The organism is Pseudomonas sp. Pseusp18 (genome assembly GCF_059506005.1).
Genome location: NZ_CP169240.1, coordinates 4,201,294 through 4,226,356 on the forward strand (window position 1 = coordinate 4,201,294; position 25,063 = coordinate 4,226,356).

Annotated in this window: 23 protein-coding genes; 22 read left to right on the forward strand and 1 reads right to left on the reverse strand. The window is 59.5% G+C overall.

Features of this window, described 5'->3' with window-relative positions:
* The first annotated feature begins 40 nt into the window (after nucleotides 1-40).
* The 19 genes from purB (at nucleotide 41) to ACEN9A_RS18885 (ending at nucleotide 21,897) form a co-directional block, all read left to right on the forward strand.
* Entirely contained in the window at nucleotides 41-1,411 is a 1,371-nt protein-coding gene (purB, locus tag ACEN9A_RS18795) for an adenylosuccinate lyase (protein WP_007940861.1), read from the forward strand.
* 86 nt (nucleotides 1,412-1,497) lie between these two features.
* Nucleotides 1,498-2,667: a ribosomal protein uL16 3-hydroxylase gene (locus ACEN9A_RS18800; protein WP_258669426.1), complete on the forward strand. Its 1,170-nt coding sequence runs from the start codon at nucleotides 1,498-1,500 to the stop codon at nucleotides 2,665-2,667.
* On the forward strand, nucleotides 2,660-3,085 hold the full coding sequence (locus ACEN9A_RS18805) for a GNAT family N-acetyltransferase (protein ID WP_019580080.1): 426 nt from the start codon (nucleotides 2,660-2,662) through the stop codon (nucleotides 3,083-3,085). The genes ACEN9A_RS18800 and ACEN9A_RS18805 overlap by 8 nt, the downstream gene beginning before the upstream one ends.
* Before the next feature lie 178 nt (nucleotides 3,086-3,263).
* A complete protein-coding gene (locus ACEN9A_RS18810; protein ID WP_019648473.1) occupies nucleotides 3,264-4,025 on the forward strand; it encodes a secretin N-terminal domain-containing protein in 762 nt (253 codons plus the stop codon).
* Nucleotides 4,026-4,521: 496 nt separating this feature from the next.
* The gene (gene aceA / locus ACEN9A_RS18815) at nucleotides 4,522-5,847 is read left to right on the forward strand and encodes an isocitrate lyase (protein ID WP_007940867.1); all 1,326 of its coding nucleotides are present in this window, start codon (nucleotides 4,522-4,524) and stop codon (nucleotides 5,845-5,847) included.
* Between the two features lie 653 nt (nucleotides 5,848-6,500).
* Nucleotides 6,501-6,914, forward strand: a complete 414-nt coding sequence (locus ACEN9A_RS18820) for an NADH-quinone oxidoreductase subunit A (protein WP_007940868.1) — start codon at nucleotides 6,501-6,503, stop codon at nucleotides 6,912-6,914.
* A gap of 10 nt (nucleotides 6,915-6,924) precedes the next feature.
* Complete coding sequence (locus ACEN9A_RS18825; protein ID WP_007940869.1) at nucleotides 6,925-7,599, forward strand: NuoB/complex I 20 kDa subunit family protein; 675 nt, start codon at nucleotides 6,925-6,927, stop codon at nucleotides 7,597-7,599.
* Nucleotides 7,600-7,671: 72 nt separating this feature from the next.
* Nucleotides 7,672-9,456, forward strand: a complete 1,785-nt coding sequence (nuoC, locus tag ACEN9A_RS18830) for an NADH-quinone oxidoreductase subunit C/D (protein ID WP_019648471.1) — start codon at nucleotides 7,672-7,674, stop codon at nucleotides 9,454-9,456.
* A gap of 2 nt (nucleotides 9,457-9,458) precedes the next feature.
* Nucleotides 9,459-9,956 carry an NADH-quinone oxidoreductase subunit NuoE gene (nuoE, locus tag ACEN9A_RS18835; RefSeq protein WP_007940871.1) on the forward strand — a complete coding sequence of 166 codons (498 nt, stop codon included), beginning with the start codon at nucleotides 9,459-9,461 and terminating at the stop codon, nucleotides 9,954-9,956.
* Entirely contained in the window at nucleotides 9,953-11,308 is a 1,356-nt protein-coding gene (gene nuoF, locus ACEN9A_RS18840; RefSeq protein WP_258669446.1) for an NADH-quinone oxidoreductase subunit NuoF, read from the forward strand. Before nuoE ends, nuoF begins: the two co-directional genes overlap by 4 nt.
* Before the next feature lie 137 nt (nucleotides 11,309-11,445).
* The gene (gene nuoG, locus ACEN9A_RS18845) at nucleotides 11,446-14,160 is read left to right on the forward strand and encodes an NADH-quinone oxidoreductase subunit NuoG (RefSeq protein WP_258669450.1); all 2,715 of its coding nucleotides are present in this window, start codon (nucleotides 11,446-11,448) and stop codon (nucleotides 14,158-14,160) included.
* Complete coding sequence (gene nuoH / locus ACEN9A_RS18850) at nucleotides 14,157-15,164, forward strand: NADH-quinone oxidoreductase subunit NuoH (protein WP_018925509.1); 1,008 nt, start codon at nucleotides 14,157-14,159, stop codon at nucleotides 15,162-15,164. The genes nuoG and nuoH overlap by 4 nt, the downstream gene beginning before the upstream one ends.
* Before the next feature lie 12 nt (nucleotides 15,165-15,176).
* A complete protein-coding gene (gene nuoI, locus ACEN9A_RS18855) occupies nucleotides 15,177-15,722 on the forward strand; it encodes an NADH-quinone oxidoreductase subunit NuoI (protein ID WP_007940875.1) in 546 nt (181 codons plus the stop codon).
* 9 nt (nucleotides 15,723-15,731) lie between these two features.
* The gene (nuoJ, locus tag ACEN9A_RS18860) at nucleotides 15,732-16,235 is read left to right on the forward strand and encodes an NADH-quinone oxidoreductase subunit J (protein ID WP_018925508.1); all 504 of its coding nucleotides are present in this window, start codon (nucleotides 15,732-15,734) and stop codon (nucleotides 16,233-16,235) included.
* Nucleotides 16,236-16,237: 2 nt separating this feature from the next.
* Nucleotides 16,238-16,546: an NADH-quinone oxidoreductase subunit NuoK gene (gene nuoK / locus ACEN9A_RS18865; protein ID WP_007940879.1), complete on the forward strand. Its 309-nt coding sequence runs from the start codon at nucleotides 16,238-16,240 to the stop codon at nucleotides 16,544-16,546.
* Nucleotides 16,543-18,396: an NADH-quinone oxidoreductase subunit L gene (nuoL, locus tag ACEN9A_RS18870; RefSeq protein ID WP_018925507.1), complete on the forward strand. Its 1,854-nt coding sequence runs from the start codon at nucleotides 16,543-16,545 to the stop codon at nucleotides 18,394-18,396. Before nuoK ends, nuoL begins: the two co-directional genes overlap by 4 nt.
* A 40-nt stretch (nucleotides 18,397-18,436) precedes the next feature.
* Nucleotides 18,437-19,969 (forward strand): NADH-quinone oxidoreductase subunit M, encoded by a 1,533-nt coding sequence (nuoM, locus tag ACEN9A_RS18875; RefSeq protein ID WP_018925506.1) that lies wholly within the window; start codon nucleotides 18,437-18,439, stop codon nucleotides 19,967-19,969.
* Between the two features lie 7 nt (nucleotides 19,970-19,976).
* Nucleotides 19,977-21,440, forward strand: coding sequence for an NADH-quinone oxidoreductase subunit NuoN (nuoN, locus tag ACEN9A_RS18880; protein WP_007940882.1), 1,464 nt, complete (start codon nucleotides 19,977-19,979; stop codon nucleotides 21,438-21,440).
* Between the two features lie 169 nt (nucleotides 21,441-21,609).
* Complete coding sequence (locus tag ACEN9A_RS18885; RefSeq protein ID WP_258669455.1) at nucleotides 21,610-21,897, forward strand: type II toxin-antitoxin system Phd/YefM family antitoxin; 288 nt, start codon at nucleotides 21,610-21,612, stop codon at nucleotides 21,895-21,897.
* A 5-nt stretch (nucleotides 21,898-21,902) separates the two neighbouring features.
* On the opposite strand, the gene ACEN9A_RS18890 is transcribed toward ACEN9A_RS18885, so the two are convergent.
* A complete protein-coding gene (locus ACEN9A_RS18890; RefSeq protein WP_258669459.1) occupies nucleotides 21,903-22,367 on the reverse strand; it encodes a GNAT family N-acetyltransferase in 465 nt (154 codons plus the stop codon).
* A 373-nt stretch (nucleotides 22,368-22,740) separates the two neighbouring features.
* On the opposite strand from ACEN9A_RS18890, the gene ACEN9A_RS18895 reads away from it, so the two are divergent.
* The 3 genes from ACEN9A_RS18895 (at nucleotide 22,741) to ACEN9A_RS18905 (ending at nucleotide 24,897) form a co-directional block, all read left to right on the forward strand.
* Entirely contained in the window at nucleotides 22,741-23,091 is a 351-nt protein-coding gene (locus ACEN9A_RS18895; protein WP_007940886.1) for a toxin, read from the forward strand.
* Complete coding sequence (locus ACEN9A_RS18900; RefSeq protein WP_007940887.1) at nucleotides 23,081-23,395, forward strand: helix-turn-helix domain-containing protein; 315 nt, start codon at nucleotides 23,081-23,083, stop codon at nucleotides 23,393-23,395. Before ACEN9A_RS18895 ends, ACEN9A_RS18900 begins: the two co-directional genes overlap by 11 nt.
* A gap of 176 nt (nucleotides 23,396-23,571) precedes the next feature.
* Complete coding sequence (locus tag ACEN9A_RS18905) at nucleotides 23,572-24,897, forward strand: OprD family porin (RefSeq protein ID WP_258669463.1); 1,326 nt, start codon at nucleotides 23,572-23,574, stop codon at nucleotides 24,895-24,897.
* The last annotated feature ends 166 nt before the right edge of the window (nucleotides 24,898-25,063 follow it).

Below are 25,063 nucleotides of genomic sequence, written 5' to 3' on the forward strand. Positions count from 1 at the left end.
ACGCGCCCCATTTCGTTGCCCGACTGTCCGAGAACACCCCATGCAGCTCTCTTCGCTCACTGCGGTTTCCCCTGTTGACGGCCGCTACGCCGGCAAAACCCAGGCCCTGCGCCCAATTTTCAGCGAATACGGTCTGATCCGTGCTCGCGTTCTGGTTGAAGTGCGCTGGCTCCAGCGCCTGGCCGCTCACCCTGCCATCAGCGAAGTGCCGGCGTTCTCCGCCGAAGCCAACGCGGTGTTGAACACCCTGGCGGAAAACTTCTCTCTGGAGCACGCCGAGCGTGTCAAAGAGATCGAGCGCACCACCAACCACGACGTCAAAGCCATTGAATACCTGCTTAAAGAGCAGGCGGCCAAGCTGCCGGAACTGGCCAAGGTCAGCGAGTTCATCCACTTTGCCTGCACCAGCGAGGACATCAACAACCTGTCCCACGCCCTGATGCTGCGTGAAGGCCGTGATGACGTGATGCTGCCGCTGATGCGCCAGACCGCCAACGCCATCCGCGAACTGGCCATCCGTTTCGCAGACGTGCCGATGCTGTCGCGCACCCACGGTCAACCGGCATCGCCGACCACCCTGGGCAAAGAACTGGCGAACGTGGTTTACCGTCTGGAGCGTCAAATCGCTCAAGTCGCTGCCGTTCCGCTGCTGGGCAAGATCAACGGCGCCGTCGGCAACTACAACGCTCACCTGTCGGCCTACCCTGAGATCGACTGGGAAGCCAACGCTCGCGCCTTCATCGAAGACGAGCTGGGCCTGGGCTTCAACCCGTACACCACGCAGATCGAACCGCATGACTATATCGCCGAGCTGTTCGACGCGATCGCGCGCTTCAACACCATCCTGATCGACTTCGACCGCGACATCTGGGGCTACATCTCCCTGGGTTATTTCAAACAGCGCACCATCGCTGGCGAAATCGGTTCGTCGACCATGCCGCACAAGGTCAACCCGATCGACTTCGAAAACTCCGAAGGCAATCTGGGCATCGCCAACGCACTGTTCCAGCACCTGGCGAGTAAACTGCCAATCTCCCGCTGGCAGCGCGACCTGACCGACTCCACCGTACTGCGCAACCTCGGTGTCGGCTTCGCCCACAGCGTGATCGCGTACGAAGCCAGCCTCAAAGGCATCAGCAAACTGGAGCTCAACGAGCAAAAGATTGCCGCCGACCTGGACGCTTGCTGGGAAGTATTGGCCGAGCCAATCCAGACCGTGATGCGTCGCTACAACATCGAAAACCCGTACGAGAAGCTCAAAGAGCTGACGCGCGGCAAAGGCATCAGCCCTGAAGCACTGCAAACCTTCATCGACGGCCTGGACATGCCAGCCGCCGCCAAGGCTGAGCTGAAACTGCTTACCCCGGCCAACTACATCGGCAACGCTGTGGCACAAGCCAAACGCATCTGATCGACCGCTCTACCCGTTTGAGACGCCCGGCGCCGCCGGGCGTTTTTATTCCCGTCTGAAAAGTGCATTTTTTCAATAGGTTACACATGAATCCTGATATTCCTCTTCAACTTCTGGGCGGCATCACGGCACGGGAATTCCTGCGCGACTACTGGCAGAAAAAACCCCTGCTGATCCGTCAGGCGATTCCTGATTTCGAAAGCCCGATCGACGCCGACGAACTGGCCGGCCTGGCGCTGGAAGAAGAAGTCGAATCGCGCCTGGTGATCGAGCACGGCGAGCGCCCTTGGGAATTGCGCCGCGGCCCGTTCGCCGAAGACGAATTCAGCAAACTGCCGGAACGCGAATGGACTCTGCTGGTGCAAGCCGTCGACCAATTCGTGCCGGAAGTTGCCGAACTGCTGGAAAATTTCCGTTTTCTGCCGAGCTGGCGCGTCGACGACGTGATGATCAGCTTTGCCGCCCCGGGTGGTAGCGTCGGTCCGCACTTCGATAACTACGACGTGTTCCTGCTGCAAGGCCACGGCAAGCGCAACTGGAAAATCGGCCAGATGTGCGATTCCGAGAGCCCGCTGCTGCAACACGCCGACCTGCGCATCCTCGCCGATTTCGAAGCCACCGATGAGTGGGTGCTGGAACCGGGCGACATGCTCTACCTGCCGCCGCGCCTGGCTCATTCTGGTGTGGCTGTCGATGATTGCATGACCTACTCGGTCGGCTTCCGCGCCCCGAGCGCCGCTGAAGTGCTGACCCACTTCACCGACTTCCTCAGCCAGTTCCTGACGGACGAAGAGCGCTACACCGACGCCGACGCCCTGCCGGCGGTCGATCCCCATCAGATCCAGCACGATGCCCTCGATCGCCTCAAAAGCCTGCTGGCCGAGCACATGAGCGACGAGCGCCTGCTGCTGACCTGGTTCGGCCAGTTCATGACCGAGCCGCGCTACCCGGAACTGGTGGTCGGCCCGGAAGAAGTCGAAGAGCAAGACTTCCTCAGTGCGCTCGAAGAAGGTGCCGTGCTGATTCGCAACCCGAGTGCACGTCTGGCCTGGTCGGAAGTCGACGACGACCTGCTGCTGTTCGCCAGCGGCCAGAGCCGTTACCTGCCGGGCAAGCTGCGCGAGCTGCTGAAAATGATCTGCGCCGCCGACGCCCTGCATATCGATAACCTCGGCCCATGGCTGAGCGACGAAGACGGCCGTGGCCTGCTATGTGAACTGGTCAAGCAGGGCAGCCTGGGGTTTGCCGATGAATAAGATTCACGTACGTGTCGCAGACTGGCAAAAGGACAACGCCGAGATCCGGCGCATTCGTGAAGCGGTATTCGTCGCCGAGCAATCCGTTCCGCCTGAACTGGAATGGGATGCCGATGACGCCACAGCGGTGCATTTCCTGGCCTTCGAAGGCGACTTTCCGATCGGCACCGCCCGCCTGTTGCCCGACGGTCACATCGGCCGGGTGTCGGTACTGAAAGACTGGCGCGGCATGAAGGTTGGCGATGCGCTGATGCAAGCGGTGATCGGTGAAGCCGAGAAGCGCGGGCTGAAGCAGCAGATGCTGAGCGCGCAAGTGCAAGCCACGGCGTTCTATGAGCGCCTGGGTTTCAGCATGGTCAGTGAGGAATTCCTGGAAGCCGGGATTCCCCATGTAGACATGGTGCGTCACTCGACTTGATTCCCTGTGGTGAGGGGGCAAGCCCCCTCACCTCACCACAAATACATATCAAGAACACCACAAAACGCCCCGCCATTCTCGGATGCCGGGGCGTTTTGCTGTCTGTGATTCAACTCGCACCACGCCAGGCCGACAAACTGGCAATATCATCAAGACTTTGAAAGCGGAGATAACGGATATGTCCCTACGCACCCTGCTCACCACGCTGCTGCTGACCTGCAGTTTTTCGGTCATGGCCGCCACCGAGATCGTGCCCCTGAATTACCGCACCAGCGCCGACCTGCTGCCAGTGGCGCAGGATTTCATCGGCAAGGACGGCAAGGTCAGCGCCTACGGCAACCAACTGATCGTCAATGCCGACCCCGGCAAGATCGACGAACTCAAGGCCTTCCTCGCGCAACTCGACACCGCCCCCAAACGCTTGCTGATCACCGTCGACACCAATGAAAACAACTTTCAGGGCGATCAGGGCTACTCGATAAATGGCGCCGCACCGAATCAGACCCGCATCATCAATCGCAGCACCGACAGCCGTGAAGGCGGTATCCAGCAGGTTCAGGCCAGCGAAGGCGCACCGGCGCTGATCCAGGTCGGCCAAAGCGTGCCGCTCACCAGCACCCAGACCGACAGCTACGGCGACCCGCGCAGCCAGACTGAATACCGCAATGTCACCCAGGGTTTCTACGTCACCGCCAGCGTCACCGGCGACATCGTTCATCTGGCTATCAGTACCAACCGTGACCGGATGAGCCAGGAACGTCCCGATGTAGTGAACGTGCAAAGTACCGACACAACTGTCAGCGGCCGACTGGGCGAGTGGATCACCCTGGCCGGCGTGAATCGTCAGACTCAGGCCGACAAACAGGGCCTGACCCGCAGCTACTCGACTCAGGGCCGGGATGACATGACTTTGCGGGTGAAAGTCGACACCTTGGACTAAAGCACCAAAAACTGACTGATTAGTCGTATTAGACCAAAGATGTAGTGCTTGAAAAAAAGCACTACAAAACGTTTGACGAGCCAAAAAAGCAAAGGCATGATGGCCTCGCTCCCGCTAATCAGAGGCCCTGGCAAGGGCTTTCGAGTCGCTGTTCGCACCCTACCCCGCGAACCGATTCGTGTCTGTACCGCCCACAAGGTGTGTTTGACGAGGTTGCCGACTGGAACGAAGTTGTCCCGAGGGACGGAAGCGTAATTAGGTAACCCGGCTCCACACTGAAGTTCGCACCAAGGCCCACGACGCCCGAATGCGCTCGCCAGTTCGCCCTTACCTGCTCACTTCCCCTCGAGCCCATCGTTCATCCCGTCGCCATCCCCGCCAAACCCGACTTGACCGCCTAAGCTTCTGGTCAGCGAGCAGCCTCTTACGCCTGATTTGCGTAGTGGGCAGGAGCAGGAATTTTCCACCCCAGACCTATGCGACGAGGTTTATCTCCATGGCACTGACACGCGAACAGCAAATTGCAGCCCTCGAAAAAGACTGGGCTGAAAACCCACGCTGGAAAGGCGTGACTCGCGCTTACTCCGCTGCTGACGTCGTCCGCCTGCGTGGCTCGGTTCAACCTGAGCACACCTTTGCAAAAATGGGCGCCGAGAAGCTCTGGAATCTGGTTACCCAGGGTGCCAAGCCGTCCTTCCGCCCTGAGAAAGATTTCGTCAACTGCATGGGCGCCCTGACCGGCGGCCAGGCTGTGCAACAAGTCAAGGCCGGCATCCAGGCGATCTACCTGTCGGGCTGGCAAGTAGCCGCGGACAACAACTCCGCCGAATCGATGTACCCGGACCAGTCGCTGTACCCGGTGGATTCGGTTCCAACCGTGGTCAAGCGCATCAACAACTCGTTCCGTCGTGCTGACCAGATCCAGTGGAAAGCCGGCAAGAACCCGGGCGACGAAGGTTACATCGACTACTTCGCACCGATCGTGGCTGACGCTGAAGCCGGCTTCGGTGGCGTACTGAACGCCTACGAGCTGATGAAGAGCATGATCGAAGCAGGCGCCGCCGGCGTTCACTTCGAAGACCAACTGGCTTCCGTGAAAAAATGCGGCCACATGGGCGGCAAGGTACTGGTTCCGACCCAGGAAGCTGTACAGAAGCTGACCGCTGCCCGTCTGGCGGCTGACGTTGCCGGTACACCGACCATCATCCTGGCCCGTACCGACGCTAACGCAGCTGATTTGCTGACGTCCGATTGCGACCCGTACGACAAACCATTCGTGACTGGCGAACGTACTCAGGAAGGTTTCTACAAAGTGCGTGCCGGTCTCGACCAGGCCATCGCTCGCGGCCTGGCCTACGCGCCGTACGCCGACCTGATCTGGTGCGAAACCGCCAAGCCGGATCTGGACGAGGCTCGTCGCTTCGCCGAAGCGATCAAAAAGGAATACCCGGACCAACTGCTGTCGTACAACTGCTCGCCTTCCTTCAACTGGAAGAAAAACCTGGACGACGCGACCATCGCCAAGTTCCAGCGCGAACTGTCCGCCATGGGTTACAAGCACCAGTTCATCACCCTGGCCGGCATTCACAACATGTGGCACAGCATGTTCAACCTGGCGCACGACTACGCCCGCAACGACATGACTGCCTACGTGAAGCTGCAAGAGCAAGAGTTCGCCGACGCCGCGAAGGGCTACACCTTCGTGGCTCACCAGCAGGAAGTGGGCACCGGCTACTTCGACGACATGACCACCGTGATCCAGGGCGGCACGTCTTCGGTAACCGCGCTGACCGGTTCGACCGAAGAAGAACAGTTCCACTGATCTGCTTCGCTTAAACAAACGGCCCTTGCGGACCGAATAAAAAGCTAACCGCAAAGCCGCTCATCTGACGCCCCGACTGGTTCGGGGCGTTTTTTTGCCTGCGATTCCTTGAACACCGCAAAACCCTGTAGGAGCTGTCGAGTGAAACGAGGCTGCGATCCCTTGATCTTGCTTCTGAAAAAGCGCCAAAAGATCGCAGCCTCGTTTCACTCGACAGCTCCTACAAGGGGGAGCGCCGGCAACCTGCGCAAAAACCTTGATCCAGAGCAGTTTCACGATCAGGAAAACAAGGTAAAACCACCCCGCGCGCTACTTGCAGTAACGCGCATATAAGACAACTTCCCGAACCGCTGCCCACTAAACAGTTTGAAAACCACACCAAATAACATTGATTATCATTTAGCGACAACTATGTTCGTTACATTCCCTACAAAACATATTTGACAAAACCCCCGCTAATGCCCGGACCGCATGGGCTACAGGGCTTTGGAGGTGCGCCATGTCCTTATTCCAATAAATAATTTCGCTATAGGAATTTTACTTGCAGGGTGTTTAGCCATAAAATCAGTGGGATTGATTGCTGCGACATATCGTCACTGCCATATTTCTTTATCAAGCTCAGAGACCTTTGCTCTCTGTTAAGGATTACCAGCATGCCCGAAGCGACCGGACTCATGGCCCACAACTGGGGCTTTGCCATTTTCCTTCTGGGTGTCGGCGGCCTTTGCGCCTTCATGCTCGGCGTCTCCAGCCTCCTCGGGTCAAAAGCCTGGGGCCGCAGCAAAAACGAACCGTTCGAGTCCGGCATGCTACCTACAGGTGGCGCCCGCTTGCGGCTCTCAGCCAAATTCTATCTGGTCGCGATGCTCTTCGTGATCTTCGATATCGAAGCCCTCTTTCTCTTTGCCTGGTCTGTGTCCGTCCGCGAAAGCGGCTGGACCGGATTCGTCGAAGCTCTCGTTTTCATAGCAATTCTGTTGGCAGGTCTTGTCTACCTATTTCGAGTGGGCGCCCTTGACTGGGCTCCGGCAGCTCGTCTTAAGCGGCAAGCGAAGCTGAAACAATGAGGCTTTGGCAATGCAATACAATCTCACCAGGATCGACCCCGATGCTCCTAACGAGCAGTATCCGATTGGCCAACGGGAAACCGTTTCCGATCCGTTAGAAGATCAAGTTCACAAAAACATTTTCATGGGCAAGCTCGAAGACGTGCTCAACGGCACGATCAACTGGGGGCGCAAGAACTCCCTGTGGCCGTATAACTTCGGTCTTTCGTGCTGCTACGTGGAAATGACCACCGCCTTCACGGCGCCCCACGACATCGCGCGCTTTGGCGCCGAGGTCATCCGGGCATCGCCGCGTCAGGCGGATTTCATGGTTATCGCCGGTACCTGCTTCATCAAGATGGCGCCGATCATTCAGCGTCTCTACGAGCAGATGCTCGAACCTAAATGGGTCATTTCCATGGGTTCGTGCGCCAACTCCGGTGGCATGTACGACATCTACTCCGTCGTTCAAGGGGTGGACAAGTTCCTGCCCGTGGACGTCTACGTGCCTGGCTGCCCACCCCGCCCTGAAGCTTTTCTGCAAGGCTTGATGCTGTTGCAGGAGTCGATTGGCCAGGAGCGTCGCCCACTTTCCTGGGTCGTTGGCGATCAAGGCGTTTACCGCGCCGAGATGCCTTCGCAAAAGGAACAGCGCCGCGAACAGCGTATTCAGGTAACCAACCTGCGCAGCCCCGACGAAGTCTGATCCAGCTCTGCTTCTTTTATAGAACGAGAAACTGGCTTCATTCTTTACGTTGACCGAAAGCGATAAATAACCATGACTGCAGGCAGTGCTCTGTACATCCCGCCTTATAAGGCAGACGACCAGGATGTGGTCGTCGAACTGAACAACCGTTTTGGCCCAGAGGCGTTCACCGCCCAGCCTACCCGCACCGGCATGCCGGTGCTTTGGGTTGCCCGTGCCAAACTCGTCGAAGTCCTGACTTTCCTGCGCAACCTGCCCAAGCCGTACGTCATGCTCTATGACCTGCACGGCGTGGACGAGCGTCTGCGCACCAAGCGTCAAGGGCTGCCAAACGGCGTCGACTTCACTGTGTTCTATCACTTGATGTCGATCGAACGTAATAGTGACGTAATGATCAAGGTCGCCTTGTCCGAGAGCGACCTCAACCTGCCGACCGTCACCAGCATCTGGCCGAACGCCAACTGGTACGAGCGTGAAGTGTGGGACATGTACGGCATTCACTTTGCCGGCCACCCGCACCTGAGCCGCATCATGATGCCGCCGACCTGGGAAGGTCACCCGCTGCGCAAGGACTTCCCGGCCCGTGCCACCGAGTTCGATCCGTTCAGCCTGACCCTGGCCAAGCAACAGCTCGAGGAGGAAGCCGCGCGCTTCAAGCCTGAAGACTGGGGCATGAAGCGTTCCGGCCCGAACGAGGACTACATGTTCCTCAACCTGGGTCCGAACCACCCTTCGGCCCACGGTGCGTTCCGTATCATCCTGCAGCTGGACGGTGAAGAGATCGTTGACTGCGTACCGGACGTCGGCTACCACCACCGTGGTGCCGAGAAGATGGCCGAGCGCCAGTCCTGGCACAGCTTCATTCCGTACACCGACCGTATCGACTACCTCGGCGGCGTGATGAACAACCTGCCGTACGTGCTCTCGGTCGAGAAGCTGGCCGGCATCAAGGTGCCCGAGAAGGTCGACGTCATCCGCATCATGATGGCCGAGTTCTTCCGGATCACCAGCCACCTGCTGTTCCTGGGGACTTACATCCAGGACGTCGGCGCCATGACTCCGGTGTTCTTCACCTTCACCGACCGCCAGAAGGCGTACACGGTGATCGAAGCCATTACCGGTTTCCGCCTGCACCCGGCCTGGTACCGCATCGGTGGTGTCGCCCACGACCTGCCGCGCGGCTGGGAAAAACTGGTCAAGGATTTCGTCGAGTGGATGCCAAAGCGTCTGGACGAATACCAGAAAGCCGCACTGGACAACAGCATCCTGCGTGGCCGGACCATCGGCGTTGCCGCCTACAACACCAAGGAAGCCCTGGAATGGGGCGTCACCGGTGCCGGCCTGCGTTCGACCGGTTGCAATTTCGACCTGCGTAAAGCTCGCCCCTACTCCGGCTACGAAAACTTCGAATTCGAAGTCCCGCTGGCGGCCAATGGCGATGCCTACGACCGTTGCATCGTTCGCGTCGAAGAAATGCGCCAGAGCATCAAGATCATCGAGCAGTGCCTGCGCAACATGCCGGAAGGCCCGTACAAGGCGGATCACCCGCTGACCACGCCGCCGCCAAAAGAGCGCACGCTGCAGCACATCGAGACCCTGATCACGCACTTCCTGCAAGTTTCGTGGGGCCCGGTCATGCCGGCCAACGAATCCTTCCAGATGATCGAAGCGACCAAGGGCATCAACAGTTATTACCTGACGAGCGATGGCGGCACCATGAGCTACCGCACCCGGATTCGTACCCCAAGCTTCCCGCACCTGCAGCAGATCCCTTCGGTGATCAAAGGCAGCATGGTCGCGGACTTGATCGCGTACCTGGGTAGTATCGATTTCGTTATGGCCGACGTGGACCGCTAAGCATGAACAGCCCGCTTATCCAGACAGACCGTTTCGCCCTCAGCGAAACCGAGCGCTCGGCCATCGAGCACGAGCTGCATCACTACGAAGACCCGCGCGCGGCGTCGATCGAAGCCCTGAAGATCGTTCAGAAGGAACGTGGTTGGGTGCCTGACGGCGCGCTCTACGCCATCGGCGAAATCCTCGGCATCCCGGCCAGCGACGTTGAAGGAGTGGCTACTTTCTATAGCCAGATCTTCCGTCAGCCAGTCGGCCGTCACATCATCCGCGTCTGCGACAGCATGGTCTGCTACATCGGCGGCCATGAATCGGTGGTCAGCGAAATCCAGAGCAAGCTGGGCATCGGCCTGGGCCAGACCACCGCCGACGGTCGCTTCACCCTGCTGCCGGTCTGCTGCCTCGGCAACTGTGACAAGGCGCCGGCGTTGATGATCGACGACGACACATTCGGTGATGTGCAGCCTGCCGGCGTTGCCAAATTGCTCGAGGGCTACGTATGACCCTGACTTCCTTTGGTCCTGCCAACCGCATCAAGCGTGTCGCAGAGACTCACCCGCTCACCTGGCGCCTGCGTGACGACGGCGAAGCCGTATGGCTCGACGAGTACCAGGCCAAGAACGGTTACGCCGCCGCACGCAAGGCCTTCGCCGACATGGCCCAGGACGACATCGTCCAGACCGTGAAAGACTCCGGCCTCAAAGGTCGCGGCGGTGCAGGCTTCCCCACTGGCGTGAAGTGGGGCCTGATGCCCAAGGACGAATCCATCAACATCCGCTACCTGCTGTGCAACGCGGATGAAATGGAGCCGAACACCTGGAAAGACCGCATGCTGATGGAGCAACTGCCCCATCTGCTGATCGAAGGCATGCTGATCAGTGCTCGCGCGCTGAAAACCTACCGTGGCTACATCTTCCTGCGTGGCGAATACACCACCGCCGCCAAGCACCTGAACCGTGCCGTGGAAGAAGCCAAGGCAGCAGGTCTGCTGGGCAAGAACATCCTGGGCAGCGGCTTCGATTTCGAGCTGTTCGTCCACACCGGTGCCGGGCGTTACATCTGCGGTGAAGAAACCGCACTGATCAACTCCCTCGAAGGCCGCCGCGCCAACCCGCGCTCCAAGCCGCCCTTCCCTGCCGCCGTGGGCGTGTGGGGCAAGCCGACTTGCGTGAACAACGTTGAAACCCTGTGCAACGTGCCGGCAATCATTGCCGACGGCGTGGACTGGTACAAATCGTTGGCCCGCGAAGGCAGCGAAGACATGGGCACCAAGCTCATGGGCTTCTCCGGCAAGGTCAAGAACCCGGGCCTGTGGGAATTGCCGTTCGGCGTTACCGGTCGCGAGTTGTTCGAAGACTACGCCGGTGGCATGCGCGACGGTTACAAGCTCAAGTGCTGGCAGCCAGGCGGCGCCGGTACCGGCTTCCTGTTGCCGGAACACCTGGACGCACAAATGTACGCCGGCGGCATCGCCAAAGTGGGCACCCGTATGGGTACCGGCCTGGCCATGGCGGTGGACGACAGCGTCAACATGGTGTCCCTGCTGCGCAACATGGAAGAGTTCTTCGCCCGTGAATCGTGTGGTTTCTGCACCCCATGCCGTGACGGTCTGCCGTGGAGCGTCAAGCTGCTGCGCGCGATCGAGAACGGTGAAGGGCAAGCCGGCGATATCGAGACCCTGCTGGGTCTGGTCGGTTTCCTCGGCCCAGGCAAAACCTTCTGTGCTCACGCACCGGGTGCCGTGGAGCCGTTGGGCAGTGCCATCAAATACTTCCGTCCAGAGTTCGAAGCCGGCATCGCGCCTACCCGCGCCGTCGTCCCGCCTCTGGCAAAGCCGATCGTAGTCGGCGCTTAACGCTTTAAAAAAGGCGAACGGTCCGTGCCGTTCGCCTTTCGTCCGATGACGCCTTTCGAGGCTGTTTGGATTTGGACGGATAACAAGATTCCATTAGCCACGCCCGCTGACACCGGGCCAACGAAGAACTTTGAACCATGGCCACTATCCACGTAGACGGCAAAGAGCTCGAAGTCGATGGGGCAGACAACCTGTTACAGGCATGTCTGTCGCTAGGCCTCGATATCCCTTATTTCTGCTGGCACCCAGCCCTTGGCAGCGTTGGCGCTTGCCGCCAGTGCGCGGTCAAGCAGTACACCGACGAGAACGACAAGCGTGGTCGGATCGTCATGTCCTGCATGACCCCCGCCACCGACGGCAGCTGGATCTCCATCGACGACGAAGAAGCGAAAGTGTTTCGCGCAAGCGTCGTTGAATGGCTGATGACCAACCACCCTCACGACTGCCCGGTCTGTGAGGAAGGCGGTCACTGCCACCTGCAAGACATGACGGTGATGACCGGCCACAACGAGCGCCGTTATCGCTTCACCAAGCGTACTCACCAGAACCAGCAACTGGGCCCGTTCATTTCCCACGAAATGAACCGCTGCATCGCCTGCTACCGCTGCGTGCGCTTCTATAAGGACTACGCCGGCGGCACCGACCTCGGTGTGTTTGGCGCCCACGACAACGTGTACTTCGGTCGCGTTGAAGACGGCACCCTGGAAAGCGAGTTCTCCGGCAACCTCACCGAGGTCTGCCCGACCGGTGTGTTCACCGACAAGACTCACTCCGAGCGCTACAACCGCAAGTGGGACATGCAGTTCTCGCCGAGCATCTGCCATGGCTGCTCCAGCGGTTGCAACATCTCCCCGGGCGAGCGTTACGGCGAACTGCGCCGCATTGAAAACCGCTTCAACGGTTCGGTGAACCAGTACTTCCTGTGCGACCGTGGCCGTTTCGGCTATGGCTATGTCAACCGCAAGGATCGCCCACGTCAGCCACTGCTGGCCAACGGCGCGAAACTGAGCCTGGACGAAGCACTGGATAAAGCCGCCGACCTGCTGCGCGGTCGCAACATCGTCGGTATCGGTTCGCCACGCGCCAGCCTCGAAAGCAACTACGCGCTGCTCGAACTGGTCGGCGCCGAGCACTTCTACTCCGGTATCGAAGCCTCGGAGCTGGAACGCATTCGTCTGGTCATGCAGGTGCTCAAAGACAGCCCGCTGCCGATCCCGAACATGCGCGACATCGAAGACCACGATGCGATTTTCGTCCTCGGCGAAGACCTGACCCAGACCGCTGCGCGTATGGCCCTGGCCCTGCGTCAATCGGTCAAGGGCAAGGCCGAAGACATGGCCGACGCCATGCGCGTTCAGCCATGGCTCGACGCCGCGGTGAAGAACATCGGCCAGCACGAACTGAACCCGCTGTTCATCGCCAGCCTGGCTGAAACCAAGCTCGACGACATCGCTGAAGAATGCGTTCACGCCGCACCGGACGACCTGGCCCGCATCGGTTTCGCCGTGGCTCATGCCCTCGACGCCAGCGCACCGGCCGTTGAAGGTCTGGACACCGAAGCTCTGGCGCTGGCCAAGCGCATTGCCGACGCCCTGCTCGCCGCCAAGCGTCCGCTGATCATTGCCGGTACCTCGCTGGGTTCCAAGGCGCTGATCGAAGCGGCGGCGAACATCGCCAAAGCCCTGAAGCTGCGCGAGAAGAACGGTTCCATCAGTCTGATCGTGCCGGAGGCCAACAGCCTCGGCCTGGCCATGCTCGGCGGCAACTCGGTCGACGAAGCGCTGCAAGCCGTGATCGACGGTAAGGCCGACGCCATCGTCGTGCTGGAAAACGATCTGTACACCCGTACCGACAAATCCAAGGTCGATGCTGCCCTGAACGCCGCGAAAGTGGTGATCGTGGCGGACCATCAGAAGACTGCCACCAGCGATCGCGCGCATCTGGTACTGCCAGCGGCCAGCTTCGCTGAAGGCGACGGTACGCTGGTCAGCCAGGAAGGCCGCGCCCAGCGTTTCTTCCAGGTCTTCGACCCGACTTACCTCGACGCGAGCATTCTGGTTCACGAAGGCTGGCGCTGGCTGCATGCCCTGCGTTCGACCCTGCTGAACCAGCCGATCGACTGGACCCAACTGGACCACGTCACCGCTGCCGTTGCTGCAAGCACGCCGCAACTGGCGCGTATCGTCGATGCCGCACCGTCCGCCGCATTCCGGATCAAAGGCCTGAAACTGGCGCGCGAACCGCTGCGTTACTCCGGTCGTACCGCCATGCGCGCCGACATCAGCGTGCACGAACCGCGTACCTCCCAGGATAACGACACTGCATTCTCGTTCTCGATGGAAGGTTACTCGGGCTCCGCCGAACCGCGTCAGCAAGTACCTTTCGCCTGGTCTCCGGGCTGGAACTCGCCGCAAGCCTGGAACAAGTTCCAGGACGAAGTCGGTGGTCACCTGCGCGCTGGCGACCCGGGCACTCGCCTGATCGAAAGCACTGGTGATTCGCTGAACTGGTTCGCCAGTGTTCCGCGTGCGTTCAACCCGGCTCCAGGCACCTGGCAGGTCGTACCGTTCTTCCACCTGTTCGGCAGCGAAGAAAACTCTTCCAAAGCCGCGCCAGTGCAAGAACGCATCCCGGCCGCCTACGTGTCGCTGGCCAAGTCCGAAGCCGATCGCCTGGGTGTCAATGACGGTGCCCTGCTGAGCTTGAACGTTGCTGGTCAGACTTTGCGTCTGCCGCTGCGCATCAACGAAGAGCTGGGTGCCGGTCTGGTCGCATTGCCTGCAGGTATCGCCGGCATTCCACCAGCCATCTTTGGCAAATCCGTTGACGGTCTGCAGGAGGCAGCGCTATGACCTGGTTCACTCCTGAAGTGATCGACGTAATCATCGCGGTCCTCAAGGCCATCGTGATTCTGCTCGCCGTAGTGGTTTGCGGCGCGCTGCTGAGCTGGGTCGAGCGTCGTTTGCTCGCCCTCTGGCAGGACCGTTACGGTCCGAACCGCGTCGGCCCGTTCGGCGCGTTCCAGATTGCGGCCGACATGATCAAGATGTTCTTCAAGGAAGACTGGACCCCGCCGTTCGCCGACAAAGTGATCTTCACCCTGGCACCGGTCGTGGCCATGAGCGCCTTGCTGATTGCCTTCGCGATCATCCCGATCACCCCGACCTGGGGCGTGGCGGATATCAACATCGGCATCCTGTTCTTCTTCGCCATGGCGGGTCTGTCGGTCTACGCGGTGCTGTTCGCCGGCTGGTCGAGTAACAACAAGTTCGCCCTGTTGGGCAGCTTGCGGGCCTCGGCACAAACCGTGTCGTACGAAGTGTTCATGGGCCTGTCGCTGATGGGCATCGTGATCCAGGTTGGCTCGTTCAACATGCGCGACATCGTTGAATACCAAGCGCAGAACATGTGGTTCATCATTCCGCAGATCTTCGGTTTCCTGACCTTCTTCATCGCTGGCGTCGCCGTGACTCACCGTCACCCGTTCGACCAGCCGGAAGCGGAACAGGAACTGGCCGACGGTTACCACATTGAATACGCCGGCATGAAATGGGGCATGTTCTTCGTAGGTGAGTACATCGGCATCGTGTTGATCTCGGCGCTGCTGGTTACGCTGTTCTTCGGTGGCTGGCACGGCCCGTTCGGCCTGCTGCCGCAGATCCCGTTCATCTGGTTCGCACTGAAAACCGCGTTCTTCATCATGTTCTTCATCCTGCTGCGCGCCTCGATTCCGCGCCCACGGTATGACCAAGTGATGGACTTCAGCTGGAAGTTCTGCCTGCCGCTGACCCTCGTCAACATGCTGGTGACCGCTGCGATCGTGTTGCTCAACACGCCCGCCGTCGCGGCTCAGTGAGGATAGAGAATCATGAAGTACATTTTTGACATCGTGCATGGCTTCTTCACCCAGCTTCGCAGCCTGGTGATGATCTTCGGCCACGCCTTCCGCAAGCGCGACACGCTGCAGTACCCGGAAGAACCCGTGTACCTGCCGCCGCGTTTCCGTGGCCGTATCGTCCTGACCCGCGACCCCGACGGCGAAGAGCGTTGTGTAGCCTGCAACCTGTGCGCCGTGGCGTGCCCGGTGGGTTGCATCTCGCTGCAGAAAGCTGAAACCGAAGACGGTCGCTGGTACCCGGACTTCTTCCGCATCAACTTCTCGCGCTGCATTTTCTGCGGCCTCTGCGAGGAAGCCTGCCCGACCACCGCGATCCAGCTGACACCGGATTTCGAAATGGCCGAGTTCAAGCGGCAGGACCTGGTTTACGAGAAAGAAGATCTGCTGATCTCCGGTCCCGGTAAAAACCCTGACTACAACTTCTATCGTGTTGCAGGTATGGCGATTGCCGGTAAGCCAAAAGGCGCCGCGCAGAATGAAGCCGAGCCGATCAACGTGAAGAGCTTGCTGCCTTAAGGAAGAACGATGGAATTCGCTTTCTATTTCGCATCGGGTATCGCTGTTGTGTCCACGCTTCGCGTGATCACCAACACCAATCCCGTGCACGCCCTGCTCTACCTGATCATTTCGCTGATCGCCGTGGCCATGACGTTCTTCGCCCTTGGCGCACCGTTTGCCGGTGTACTGGAAGTGATCGCCTACGCCGGCGCCATCATGGTGCTGTTCGTGTTCGTGGTGATGATGCTGAACCTGGGCCCGGCCTCGGTTCAGCAGGAGCGCGTCTGGCTCAAGCCCGGTATCTGGCTGGGTCCGGTCGTACTCGGCGGCCTGCTGCTGGCTGAACTGCTGTATGTACTGTTCAGCCACTCCAGCGGCCAGGCCCTCGGCCACACCACCGTAGACGCCAAGGCCGTGGGCATCAGCCTGTTCGGTCCTTATCTGCTGGTGGTCGAACTCGCCTCGATGCTGCTGCTCGCCGCAGCCGTCACGGCGTTCCACTTGGGCCGCAACGAAGCCAAGGAGCAATGACGATGCCTGCTATCCCTTTGGAGCATGGTCTGGCGGTCGCCGGCATCCTGTTCTGCCTCGGTCTGGTCGGCCTGATGGTCCGGCGCAACATTCTCTTCGTGCTGATGAGCCTGGAGGTCATGATGAATGCCTCCGCACTGGCGTTCATCGTTGCCGGTAGCCGTTGGGCGCAGCCGGATGGACAGATCATGTTCATCTTGGTGATCAGCCTGGCAGCCGCCGAGGCCAGTATTGGCCTGGCGATTCTGTTGCAGCTGTATCGCCGCTTCCACACTCTCGATATCGACGCTGCCAGCGAGATGCGCGGATGAACCTTCTCTATCTGACTTTCCTGTTCCCCCTGATCGGTTTTGTGCTGCTGGCGTTCTCCCGGGGACGCCTCTCGGAAAACCTCTCGGCGCTGATCGGCGTCGGCTCCATCGGCTTGTCGGCGATCGTCGCGGCTTATGTGATCTGGCAATTCAACGTTGCACCGCCCGAGGGTGGCCACTACACCCTGGTGCTGTGGCAATGGATGGCGGTGGAAGGCTTCACGCCGAACTTCGCCCTGTACCTGGATGGCCTGTCCGTGACCATGCTCGGCGTGGTGGTGGGCGTGGGTTTCCTGATCCACCTGTTCGCGTCCTGGTACATGCGCGGTGAAGCCGGTTACTCGCGCTTCTTCGCCTACACCAACCTGTTTATCGCCAGCATGCTGTTCCTGGTCCTGGCCGATAACCTGCTGTTCGTGTACTTCGGCTGGGAAGGCGTGGGCCTGTGCTCGTACCTGTTGATCGGTTTCTACTACAGCAACCGCAACAACGGTAATGCGGCACTCAAAGCCTTCATCGTGACCCGCGTCGGCGACGTGTTCATGGCCATCGGCCTGTTCATCCTGTTCCAGCAACTGGGCACGCTGAATATCCAGGAACTGCTGGTCAAGGCGCCTGAGCACTTCAAGGCCGGCGACTTCTGGATCGTTCTGGCGACCCTGATGCTGCTGGGCGGCGCTGTCGGTAAATCCGCGCAACTGCCGCTGCAAACCTGGCTGGCGGATGCGATGGCCGGCCCTACTCCGGTTTCGGCACTGATCCACGCCGCGACCATGGTAACCGCCGGTGTCTACCTGATCGCCCGTACCCATGGCCTGTTCGCACTGGCGCCGGATATCCTGCACCTGGTAGGTGTCGTGGGTGGCGTGACGCTGGTGCTGGCAGGTTTTGCCGCACTGGTTCAGACCGACATCAAACGTATCCTCGCCTACTCGACCATGAGCCAGATCGGCTACATGTTCCTGGCCCTGGGCGTCGGTGCATGGGATGGCGCGATTTTCCACCTGATGACCCACGCCTTCTTCAAGGCGCTGCTGTTCCTTGCATCCGGTGCGGTGATCGTTGCCTGCCACCACGAGCAGAACATCTTCAAGATGGGCGGCCTGTGGAAGAAACTGCCACTGGCCTACGCCAGCTTCATCGTCGGCGGCGCGGCCCTGGCGGCCTTGCCTCTGGTGACCGCGGGCTTCTACTCCAAGGATGAAATCCTCTGGGAAGCGTTCGCCAGCGGTAACGAAGGCCTGCTGTATGCCGGTCTGGTCGGTGCCTTCATGACCTCGCTGTACACCTTCCGCCTGATCTTCATCACGTTCCACGGTGAAGCGAAGACCGAAGCCCATGCCGGTCACGGCATTGCTCACTGGCTGCCGCTGTCGGTGCTGATCGTACTGTCGACGTTCGTCGGCGCGATGATCGTTCCACCGCTGCACGGTGTGCTGCCGGAAAGCGTCGGCCATGCCGGCGGCGAAGCCAAGCACAGCCTGGAAATCGCTTCGGGCGCCATCGCCCTGTCCGGTATCCTGCTGGCCGCGCTGCTGTTCCTCGGCAAGCGCCGCTTCGTCACGGCCATCGCCAACAGCGGCATCGGCCGCTTCCTTTCGGCCTGGTGGTTCGCTGCCTGGGGCTTCGACTGGATCTACGACAAACTGTTCGTCAAGCCGTACCTTGCGATCAGCCACATTCTGCGCAAAGACCCGCTCGACCAGACCATCGGTCTGATCCCGCGTATGGCCAAAGGCGGTCACACCGCCCTGAGCCGCACCGAGACCGGTCAACTGCGTTGGTATGCCGCCTCGATGGCTGCTGGTGCCGTGCTGGTAATCGGCGCCGTCGTGCTGGTAGCGGTCTGACTATGAACCTTGCGAACTTGCGAAAGGAAACGAGCCCGTCATGATTCTGCCATGGCTAATCCTGATCCCCTTCATCGGCGGCCTGCTGTGCTGGATGGGTGAGCGCTTCGGCGCCACCCTCCCCCGCTGGATTGCGCTGATCACCATGTCCCTGCTGCTCTCCCTCGGCCTCTGGCTGTGGGCCAACGGTGACTATTCATTTGCACCAAAACCTGGCGCCGATCCGACCTGGGCGCTTGAGTTCAAACACGTCTGGATCCAGCGCTTCGGCATCAACGTGCACCTGGCCCTCGACGGCCTGTCGCTGTTGATGATCCTGCTGACCGGCCTGCTGGGTGTCCTCTCGGTACTCTGCTCCTGGAAAGAGATTCAGCGTCATGTGGGCTTCTTCCACCTGAACCTGATGTGGATCCTGGGCGGTGTCGTTGGCGTGTTCCTCGCCCTCGACCTGTTCATGTTCTTCTTCTTCTGGGAAATGATGCTGGTGCCGATGTACTTCCTCATCGCGCTCTGGGGTCACAGTTCTTCGGACGGCAAGAAAACCCGGATCTACGCGGCGACCAAGTTCTTCATCTTCACTCAGGCTTCCGGCCTGATCATGTTGGTGGCGATCCTGGGCCTGGTACTGGTCAACTTCAACGACACCGGCGTGATTACCTTCAACTACGCCGATCTGTTGAAAACCAAGATGTCGCAGACCACCGAGTACATCCTGATGCTCGGCTTCTTCATCGCCTTCGCGGTCAAGCTGCCCGTCGTACCGTTCCACTCCTGGTTGCCTGACGCTCACGCCCAGGCACCGACTGCGGGCTCCGTGGACCTGGCCGGTATCTTGCTGAAGACTGCTGCGTACGGCCTGCTGCGTTTCGCCCTGCCGCTGTTCCCGAATGCCTCGGCCGAGTTCGCGCCGTTCGCCATGACCCTGGGTCTGATCGGGATCTTCTACGGTGCGTTCCTGGCCTTCGCGCAAACCGACATCAAGCGACTGATTGCCTTCTCGTCCGTTTCCCACATGGGCTTCGTGCTGATCGGCATCTACTCCGGCAGCCAACTGGCGCTGCAGGGCGCGGTCATGCAGATGCTGGCTCACGGTCTGTCGGCTGCGGCACTCTTTATCCTCTCCGGTCAGCTGTACGAGCGCACTCATACCCGCGATATGCGCGAGATGGGTGGCCTGTGGTCGAAGATTGCCTACCTGCCAGCCCTCAGCCTGTTCTTCGCAGCGGCGTCGCTGGGCCTGCCGGCGACCGGTAACTTCGTCGGTGAGTTCCTGATCCTGATCGGCACCTTCGCCAGCGCGCCATGGGTCACCGTGATCGCCACGTCCGGCCTGGTATTCGGCTCGGTCTACTCGCTGATCATGATCCACCGCGCCTACTTCGGCCCGTCGAAATCCGACGCGGTGCTGCATGGCATGGACGGTCGCGAACTGATCATGGTGGTTGGGCTTGCGGCACTGCTGCTTTACATCGGCGTGTACCCGCAACCGTTCCTCGATACCTCTGCCGCGACGATGCATGGCGTGCAGCAGTGGCTCGGCTCCGCCTTCACTCAACTCGCTTCGGCCCGGTAAGAGCGCTATGGAATTCACGACTCAACACTTTATCGCGCTTGCGCCGTTGTTGATCACCAGCGCCACGATCATCGTGGTGATGCTGGCTATCGCGTGGCGCCGCAACCACTCGCAAACCTTCCTGCTGTCGGTGGCAGGTCTTAACCTGGCCTTGCTGTCGATCCTGCCAGCCCTGAAAGTCGCGCCACTGGCCGTGACTCCACTGCTGCAGATCGACACCTTCGCCTGCCTGTACATGGCGCTGATCCTGGTCGCCACCCTCGCCTGTGTGACCCTCGCCCACGCCTACCTGGGCGATGGCGGTACGGGCTACCCGGGCAACCGTGAAGAACTTTACCTGCTGATCCTGATGTCCGCCGCCGGTGGCCTGGTGTTGGTCAGCGCGCAGCACCTGGCCGGTTTGTTCGTCGGTCTGGAACTGCTCTCGGTACCGGTCTACGGTTTGGTGGCTTACGCCTTCTTCAACAAGCGTTCGCTGGAAGCCGGCATCAAGTACATGGTGCTGTCGGCCGCCGGTTCCGCGTTCCTGTTGTTCGGCATGGCCCTGCTCTACGCCGAAGCCGGCAGCCTGAGCTTCAACGGCATCGGTCAGGCCCTGGCGGCCACCGGCCTGCCTAGCCCGATCGCGCAACTGGGCCTGGGCATGATGCTGATCGGCCTGGCGTTCAAACTGTCGCTGGTACCGTTCCACCTCTGGACCCCGGACGTTTACGAAGGGGCTCCGGCACCGGTGGCAGCGTTCCTGGCCACGGCCTCCAAAGTGGCTGTGTTCGCGGTGATGGTGCGTCTGTTCCAGATCTCGCCAGCGGCGAGCAGTGGCGTACTGAGCAACGTGCTGACCATCATCGCCATCGCGTCGATCCTGTTCGGTAACCTGCTGGCACTGACCCAGAGCAACCTCAAGCGTCTGCTGGGTTACTCCTCCATCGCGCACTTCGGTTACCTGCTGATCGCCCTGGTGGCGAGCAAGGGCCTGGCCGTGGAAGCCATCGGCGTGTACCTGGTCACCTACGTGATCACCAGCCTCGGCGCGTTCGGTGTGATCACCCTGATGTCCTCGCCGTACAGCGGCCGTGACGCGGATGCCCTGTACGAATACCGTGGCCTGTTCTGGCGCCGTCCGTACCTGACCGCCGTCCTGACCGTGATGATGCTGTCCCTGGCCGGTATCCCGCTGACCGCGGGCTTCATCGGCAAGTTCTACATCATCGCCACCGGCGTCGAATCGCACCAATGGTGGCTGGTCGGCTCCCTGGTACTGGGCAGCGCCATCGGCGTTTTCTACTACCTGCGTGTGATGGTCACCCTGTACCTGATGGAACCGAACCTGCGTCGCCACGATGCGCAACTGCACTGGGAACAACGTGCAGGCGGCGTGATGCTGCTGGCGATCGCCGTACTGGCGTTCTTCCTCGGCCTGTACCCACAACCGCTGCTGAACCTGGTTCAACAGTCGGGGTTGGCGGGTTGATCGCTTAAGCGATACTCGGTAGAAAACAGAAACGGCACCTTCGGGTGCCGTTTTTGCGTTTGTGGGATTTGTTACCGCTGCCCTCCCCTCCTTCTGCAATCCCCGAAACCTCGCGCGGGAATGTCCGTTTCGTCCTACATCCAGCACTGCGCACTTGGCTCTATCTTGAATGACTGGCTGGATCGATAAATCAACGCGAGAAATAACAATGAACCGTGACATCGTCGTTCCGTTGGCCGAAGCAAAAAACAATCTGTCCAAACTCGTCGATGACGCAGCCGCCGGGCAGATCATCACGATTGCCAAACATGGTCGGGCCCTTGCACGTCTGGTTTCGGTAGGAAAACCCTACGGCCAGCGTATCGGTGTGATGAAAGGCAAACTGGTGCTTCCCGAAGACTTTGACGCCTCACTGCCGGACGACATGCTCGATGCTTTTCAAGGCACTCAAAAATGAAGCCGTCACAGTTTCTTCACCATGGGAACGCAGGCCAGTTGAAGACCGGAGGGGGAATGGTAAACCGCAGTTTTCTCCCCAATGTAACCACAGCGTCGATAAAAATCGGCGGCATTCAAAGTCGCATCCAGACGAACTTCCACCAGGCCAAGATCCCGCGCCAGATCTTCGAGAAAGCTCACGATGCGCTTGCCCAAGCCTCGCTGCATAAAGTCAGGATGTATAAAGATTGCACCGATTTCGCGGTTCTCCAGATCCAGCATGCCTGTCGCCACGGGCTCACTCTCAACGCACCCCAGATAGAAGTACTTTTCCATGAGTGCGCAGTAACCGTCCTCAGCTGCCCCCGATGTCCAGGTCAGCATTTGCTTCTCGGTATAGGCACCGATGCATTGATGCCGGATGGCTAGCAGCCGTATGTCGAATGCAGTCTGGGCGTCGCTTTGGGTGGCTTTTCTAATTTCGAACATATCACTCTCCATCAGCCATGTGAGACGGAGAATCAAAAAGCCCCGTCCATCTCTGGCGGGGCTTTGGGTAACACGTCAAATGCCAAGCACGTATGACCTTATGGCCCGCCGGAAGCGGTCATAGAGGAACACATCATGTTCATTCGGCGTTGATCATTCATCGGCAGATAGTGCTGTGGATGATCCGATGAGTCAATTGCGAAGTCCCCTTTCCCCAGCATTACTCGAAAACTCTCACCGGCCTGGTCGCTTCGTCCTACAGGCGTTTTTACGACCGGGGTCTACCTTGAAAACGGGGAACGAAAAGGATGGCTTCGATGCCTTGACCTATTCGATTATCGAGACAACACTATACGCAGGTGACGTACAGAACATGGATGCTCTTTTTATCGAATTACCTGCGTTTCAGAAACACCGAGACGATTACCTGGATGACGATCTGTTCCGCAGCTTTCAGTTGGAGCTGCTAAAAAACCCCGAAGCGGGCGATCTCATTGAAGGCACGGGCGGGCTGCGAAAAATCCGCTTTTTCGATCAACGTCGGGGTAAAGGCAAGCGCAGCGGGCTTAGGGTGATTTATTACTGGTGGTCAGGTTTCGATCAATTCTGGCTGTTCACCGTGTATAGCAAAAACGAGCAAGACGACCTGTCGCCGTCCCAGAAAAAACTTTTCAGACAAACGCTGGATAGAGAAATCAACACGAGAACCCACTATGAAACGTGACATTTTTTCCGAACTGATGGAAGGCCTCGAAGCCTTGGCCGACGAGCGCCAAGGCAAGGTCACGCTGCGGACCCACAAGGTCAAGCTACCGAAACTGGTACCCATCACTGCCGAGGAAGTGGTGGCCATCCGTCAACAGCTCAATCTTTCCCGGTCGGTGTTCGCCATGTATCTACGCACCAACACCCGAACCCTCGAGAACTGGGAACAAGGACGGGCAACACCAAATGCCCAAGCCACGACACTGATCCGCTTGGTTGAACGCTTTCCGCAGACGATCGAACAACTCGCAGCGCTGACCTGAACGTGCAGGGTTGTCATTCCACCCACATGACGAAATTGTAATTCCCCCATCACCTTGGCGTTATCCGCAGCTTGCAACGATGTCACCCGGCGACCATGCCGGCGGGCCCTTGCCCGTCGAACAATAAAACCCACGCCGAAGCACGTTCCCGTTCTGCCGAACCCAAGGAGTGATTGATGGTTAACAATACAAAAATGTCGATAGCCGCTTTAGTTGTGGTTGTCGGCTCCGGGCCGTCCATGGTGTTTGCGGAAGAAAAACCCGAGGGGTTTATCGAGGGCAGCAGCCTGACGGTGCTCAACCGCAACTTGTACTTCAATCGTGATCACCGTGACGGCCAGTCGAGTCCCACCGGCAATGGTTATTCCGAGGCCTGGGCACACGCGGTTATCAGCAAGTTCGAATCCGGCTTTACCCAAGGCACCGTCGGGGTCGGTGTCGATGCGTTTGCGATGATCGGCTTGAAACTCGATACCGGTGACGGGCGCAACGGTGGCCGTAGTTCTTTCGACGTGTTGCCGGTCGACAGTGATGGCAAAGCGCGGGATGAATACACCAAGGTCGGTGGCGCCGCCAAAGTGCGCGCCTTCGATACGGTGGTGAAGGTCGGCGATGTGTTCCCCGCCAACCCGGTGGTTGCGGCGGGTGACTCCCGACTGTTGCCGGAAAGCTTCCGGGGTGTCACGGCCACCAACACCAGTATCGAAGGTCTGTCGGTACAGGGCGGTCGCCTGCATGCGATGAGCCAACCGGTGTCCAGCAACATGCGCGAAAACTTCGCGACCTTCTACGCCGGTCCAGTCAATTCGCCGTGGGTCGGCTATTTCGGTGGCGACTACACGCTGAACAAAAACCTCAGTTTCAGCCTGTATTCCAGTCGCCTCAAGGATGCCTGGAATCAGTACTACGCCGGCACCGCGTGGACTTATCCGCTGTCGGACGACCTGTCGCTGTTCGGTGGCCTGAACTATTACAAGGCGGTCGACGAAGGCAAACAACTGCTCGGCGAGTTCGACAACAACATCTGGAGCGGCCGCGTCGGAGTGAAACTCGGCGCCCACTCCGTTGCGTTATCGCACCAGCGCAATAACGGCAACGACGACTTCGATTACCTGCGCCAGTCTGACTCGATCTTCCTCGACAACTCCATCCAGTACAGCGACTTCAACTCGCCCAAGGAACGTTCGTGGATGGTGCGTTACGACCTCGACATGAACAGCTATGGCGTGCCGGGTTTATCGTTCATGACCCGTTACGCCCGCGGCACCGACGCCGACTATTCCAACGCCAACGCCGTGTACATGCGCCGCGATGCCGACGGCAACCCGCTGACTGACCAGAAGCGCTGGGAGCGCGACATCGAAGTCAAATACGTGGTGCAGAGCGGCTCGCTGAAAGACATGTCTCTTCGTCTGCGCCAGGCCACAACCCGCGCCACGGCGTTTGAGTCGGATCTGGATGAAGTGCGGGTGATTGTCGAGTATCCGCTGGCGATTCTCTGACTTCGCGGCTAATGCAAATTCACCTTTAGAAGCTCCTTGCTCCTTTGGTAAGAGGTGAATTTTTTGGCGCCCTTCGGGGCGCCTTTTTTATGCGCGTAGATTGAGCACTGTAGGAGCTGCCGAAGGCTGCGATCTTTTGACTTTGATTTTAAAGATCAAAAGATCG

What these genes read in the sequence shown, in the direction of transcription:
- purB (WP_007940861.1), top strand. Translation starts at nt 41, where the DNA reads ATGCAGCTCTCTTCGCTCACTGCGGTTTCCCCTGTTGACGGCCGCTAC.
- ACEN9A_RS18800 (WP_258669426.1), top strand. Translation starts at nt 1,498, where the DNA reads ATGAATCCTGATATTCCTCTTCAACTTCTGGGCGGCATCACGGCACGG.
- ACEN9A_RS18805 (WP_019580080.1), top strand. Translation starts at nt 2,660, where the DNA reads ATGAATAAGATTCACGTACGTGTCGCAGACTGGCAAAAGGACAACGCC.
- ACEN9A_RS18810 (WP_019648473.1), top strand. Translation starts at nt 3,264, where the DNA reads ATGTCCCTACGCACCCTGCTCACCACGCTGCTGCTGACCTGCAGTTTT.
- aceA (WP_007940867.1), top strand. Translation starts at nt 4,522, where the DNA reads ATGGCACTGACACGCGAACAGCAAATTGCAGCCCTCGAAAAAGACTGG.
- ACEN9A_RS18820 (WP_007940868.1), top strand. Translation starts at nt 6,501, where the DNA reads ATGCCCGAAGCGACCGGACTCATGGCCCACAACTGGGGCTTTGCCATT.
- ACEN9A_RS18825 (WP_007940869.1), top strand. Translation starts at nt 6,925, where the DNA reads ATGCAATACAATCTCACCAGGATCGACCCCGATGCTCCTAACGAGCAG.
- nuoC (WP_019648471.1), top strand. Translation starts at nt 7,672, where the DNA reads ATGACTGCAGGCAGTGCTCTGTACATCCCGCCTTATAAGGCAGACGAC.
- nuoE (WP_007940871.1), top strand. Translation starts at nt 9,459, where the DNA reads ATGAACAGCCCGCTTATCCAGACAGACCGTTTCGCCCTCAGCGAAACC.
- nuoF (WP_258669446.1), top strand. Translation starts at nt 9,953, where the DNA reads ATGACCCTGACTTCCTTTGGTCCTGCCAACCGCATCAAGCGTGTCGCA.
- nuoG (WP_258669450.1), top strand. Translation starts at nt 11,446, where the DNA reads ATGGCCACTATCCACGTAGACGGCAAAGAGCTCGAAGTCGATGGGGCA.
- nuoH (WP_018925509.1), top strand. Translation starts at nt 14,157, where the DNA reads ATGACCTGGTTCACTCCTGAAGTGATCGACGTAATCATCGCGGTCCTC.
- nuoI (WP_007940875.1), top strand. Translation starts at nt 15,177, where the DNA reads ATGAAGTACATTTTTGACATCGTGCATGGCTTCTTCACCCAGCTTCGC.
- nuoJ (WP_018925508.1), top strand. Translation starts at nt 15,732, where the DNA reads ATGGAATTCGCTTTCTATTTCGCATCGGGTATCGCTGTTGTGTCCACG.
- nuoK (WP_007940879.1), top strand. Translation starts at nt 16,238, where the DNA reads ATGCCTGCTATCCCTTTGGAGCATGGTCTGGCGGTCGCCGGCATCCTG.
- nuoL (WP_018925507.1), top strand. Translation starts at nt 16,543, where the DNA reads ATGAACCTTCTCTATCTGACTTTCCTGTTCCCCCTGATCGGTTTTGTG.
- nuoM (WP_018925506.1), top strand. Translation starts at nt 18,437, where the DNA reads ATGATTCTGCCATGGCTAATCCTGATCCCCTTCATCGGCGGCCTGCTG.
- nuoN (WP_007940882.1), top strand. Translation starts at nt 19,977, where the DNA reads ATGGAATTCACGACTCAACACTTTATCGCGCTTGCGCCGTTGTTGATC.
- ACEN9A_RS18885 (WP_258669455.1), top strand. Translation starts at nt 21,610, where the DNA reads ATGACTGGCTGGATCGATAAATCAACGCGAGAAATAACAATGAACCGT.
- ACEN9A_RS18890 (WP_258669459.1), bottom strand. Translation starts at nt 22,367, where the DNA reads ATGTTCGAAATTAGAAAAGCCACCCAAAGCGACGCCCAGACTGCATTC.
- ACEN9A_RS18895 (WP_007940886.1), top strand. Translation starts at nt 22,741, where the DNA reads ATGGATGCTCTTTTTATCGAATTACCTGCGTTTCAGAAACACCGAGAC.
- ACEN9A_RS18900 (WP_007940887.1), top strand. Translation starts at nt 23,081, where the DNA reads ATGAAACGTGACATTTTTTCCGAACTGATGGAAGGCCTCGAAGCCTTG.
- ACEN9A_RS18905 (WP_258669463.1), top strand. Translation starts at nt 23,572, where the DNA reads ATGGTTAACAATACAAAAATGTCGATAGCCGCTTTAGTTGTGGTTGTC.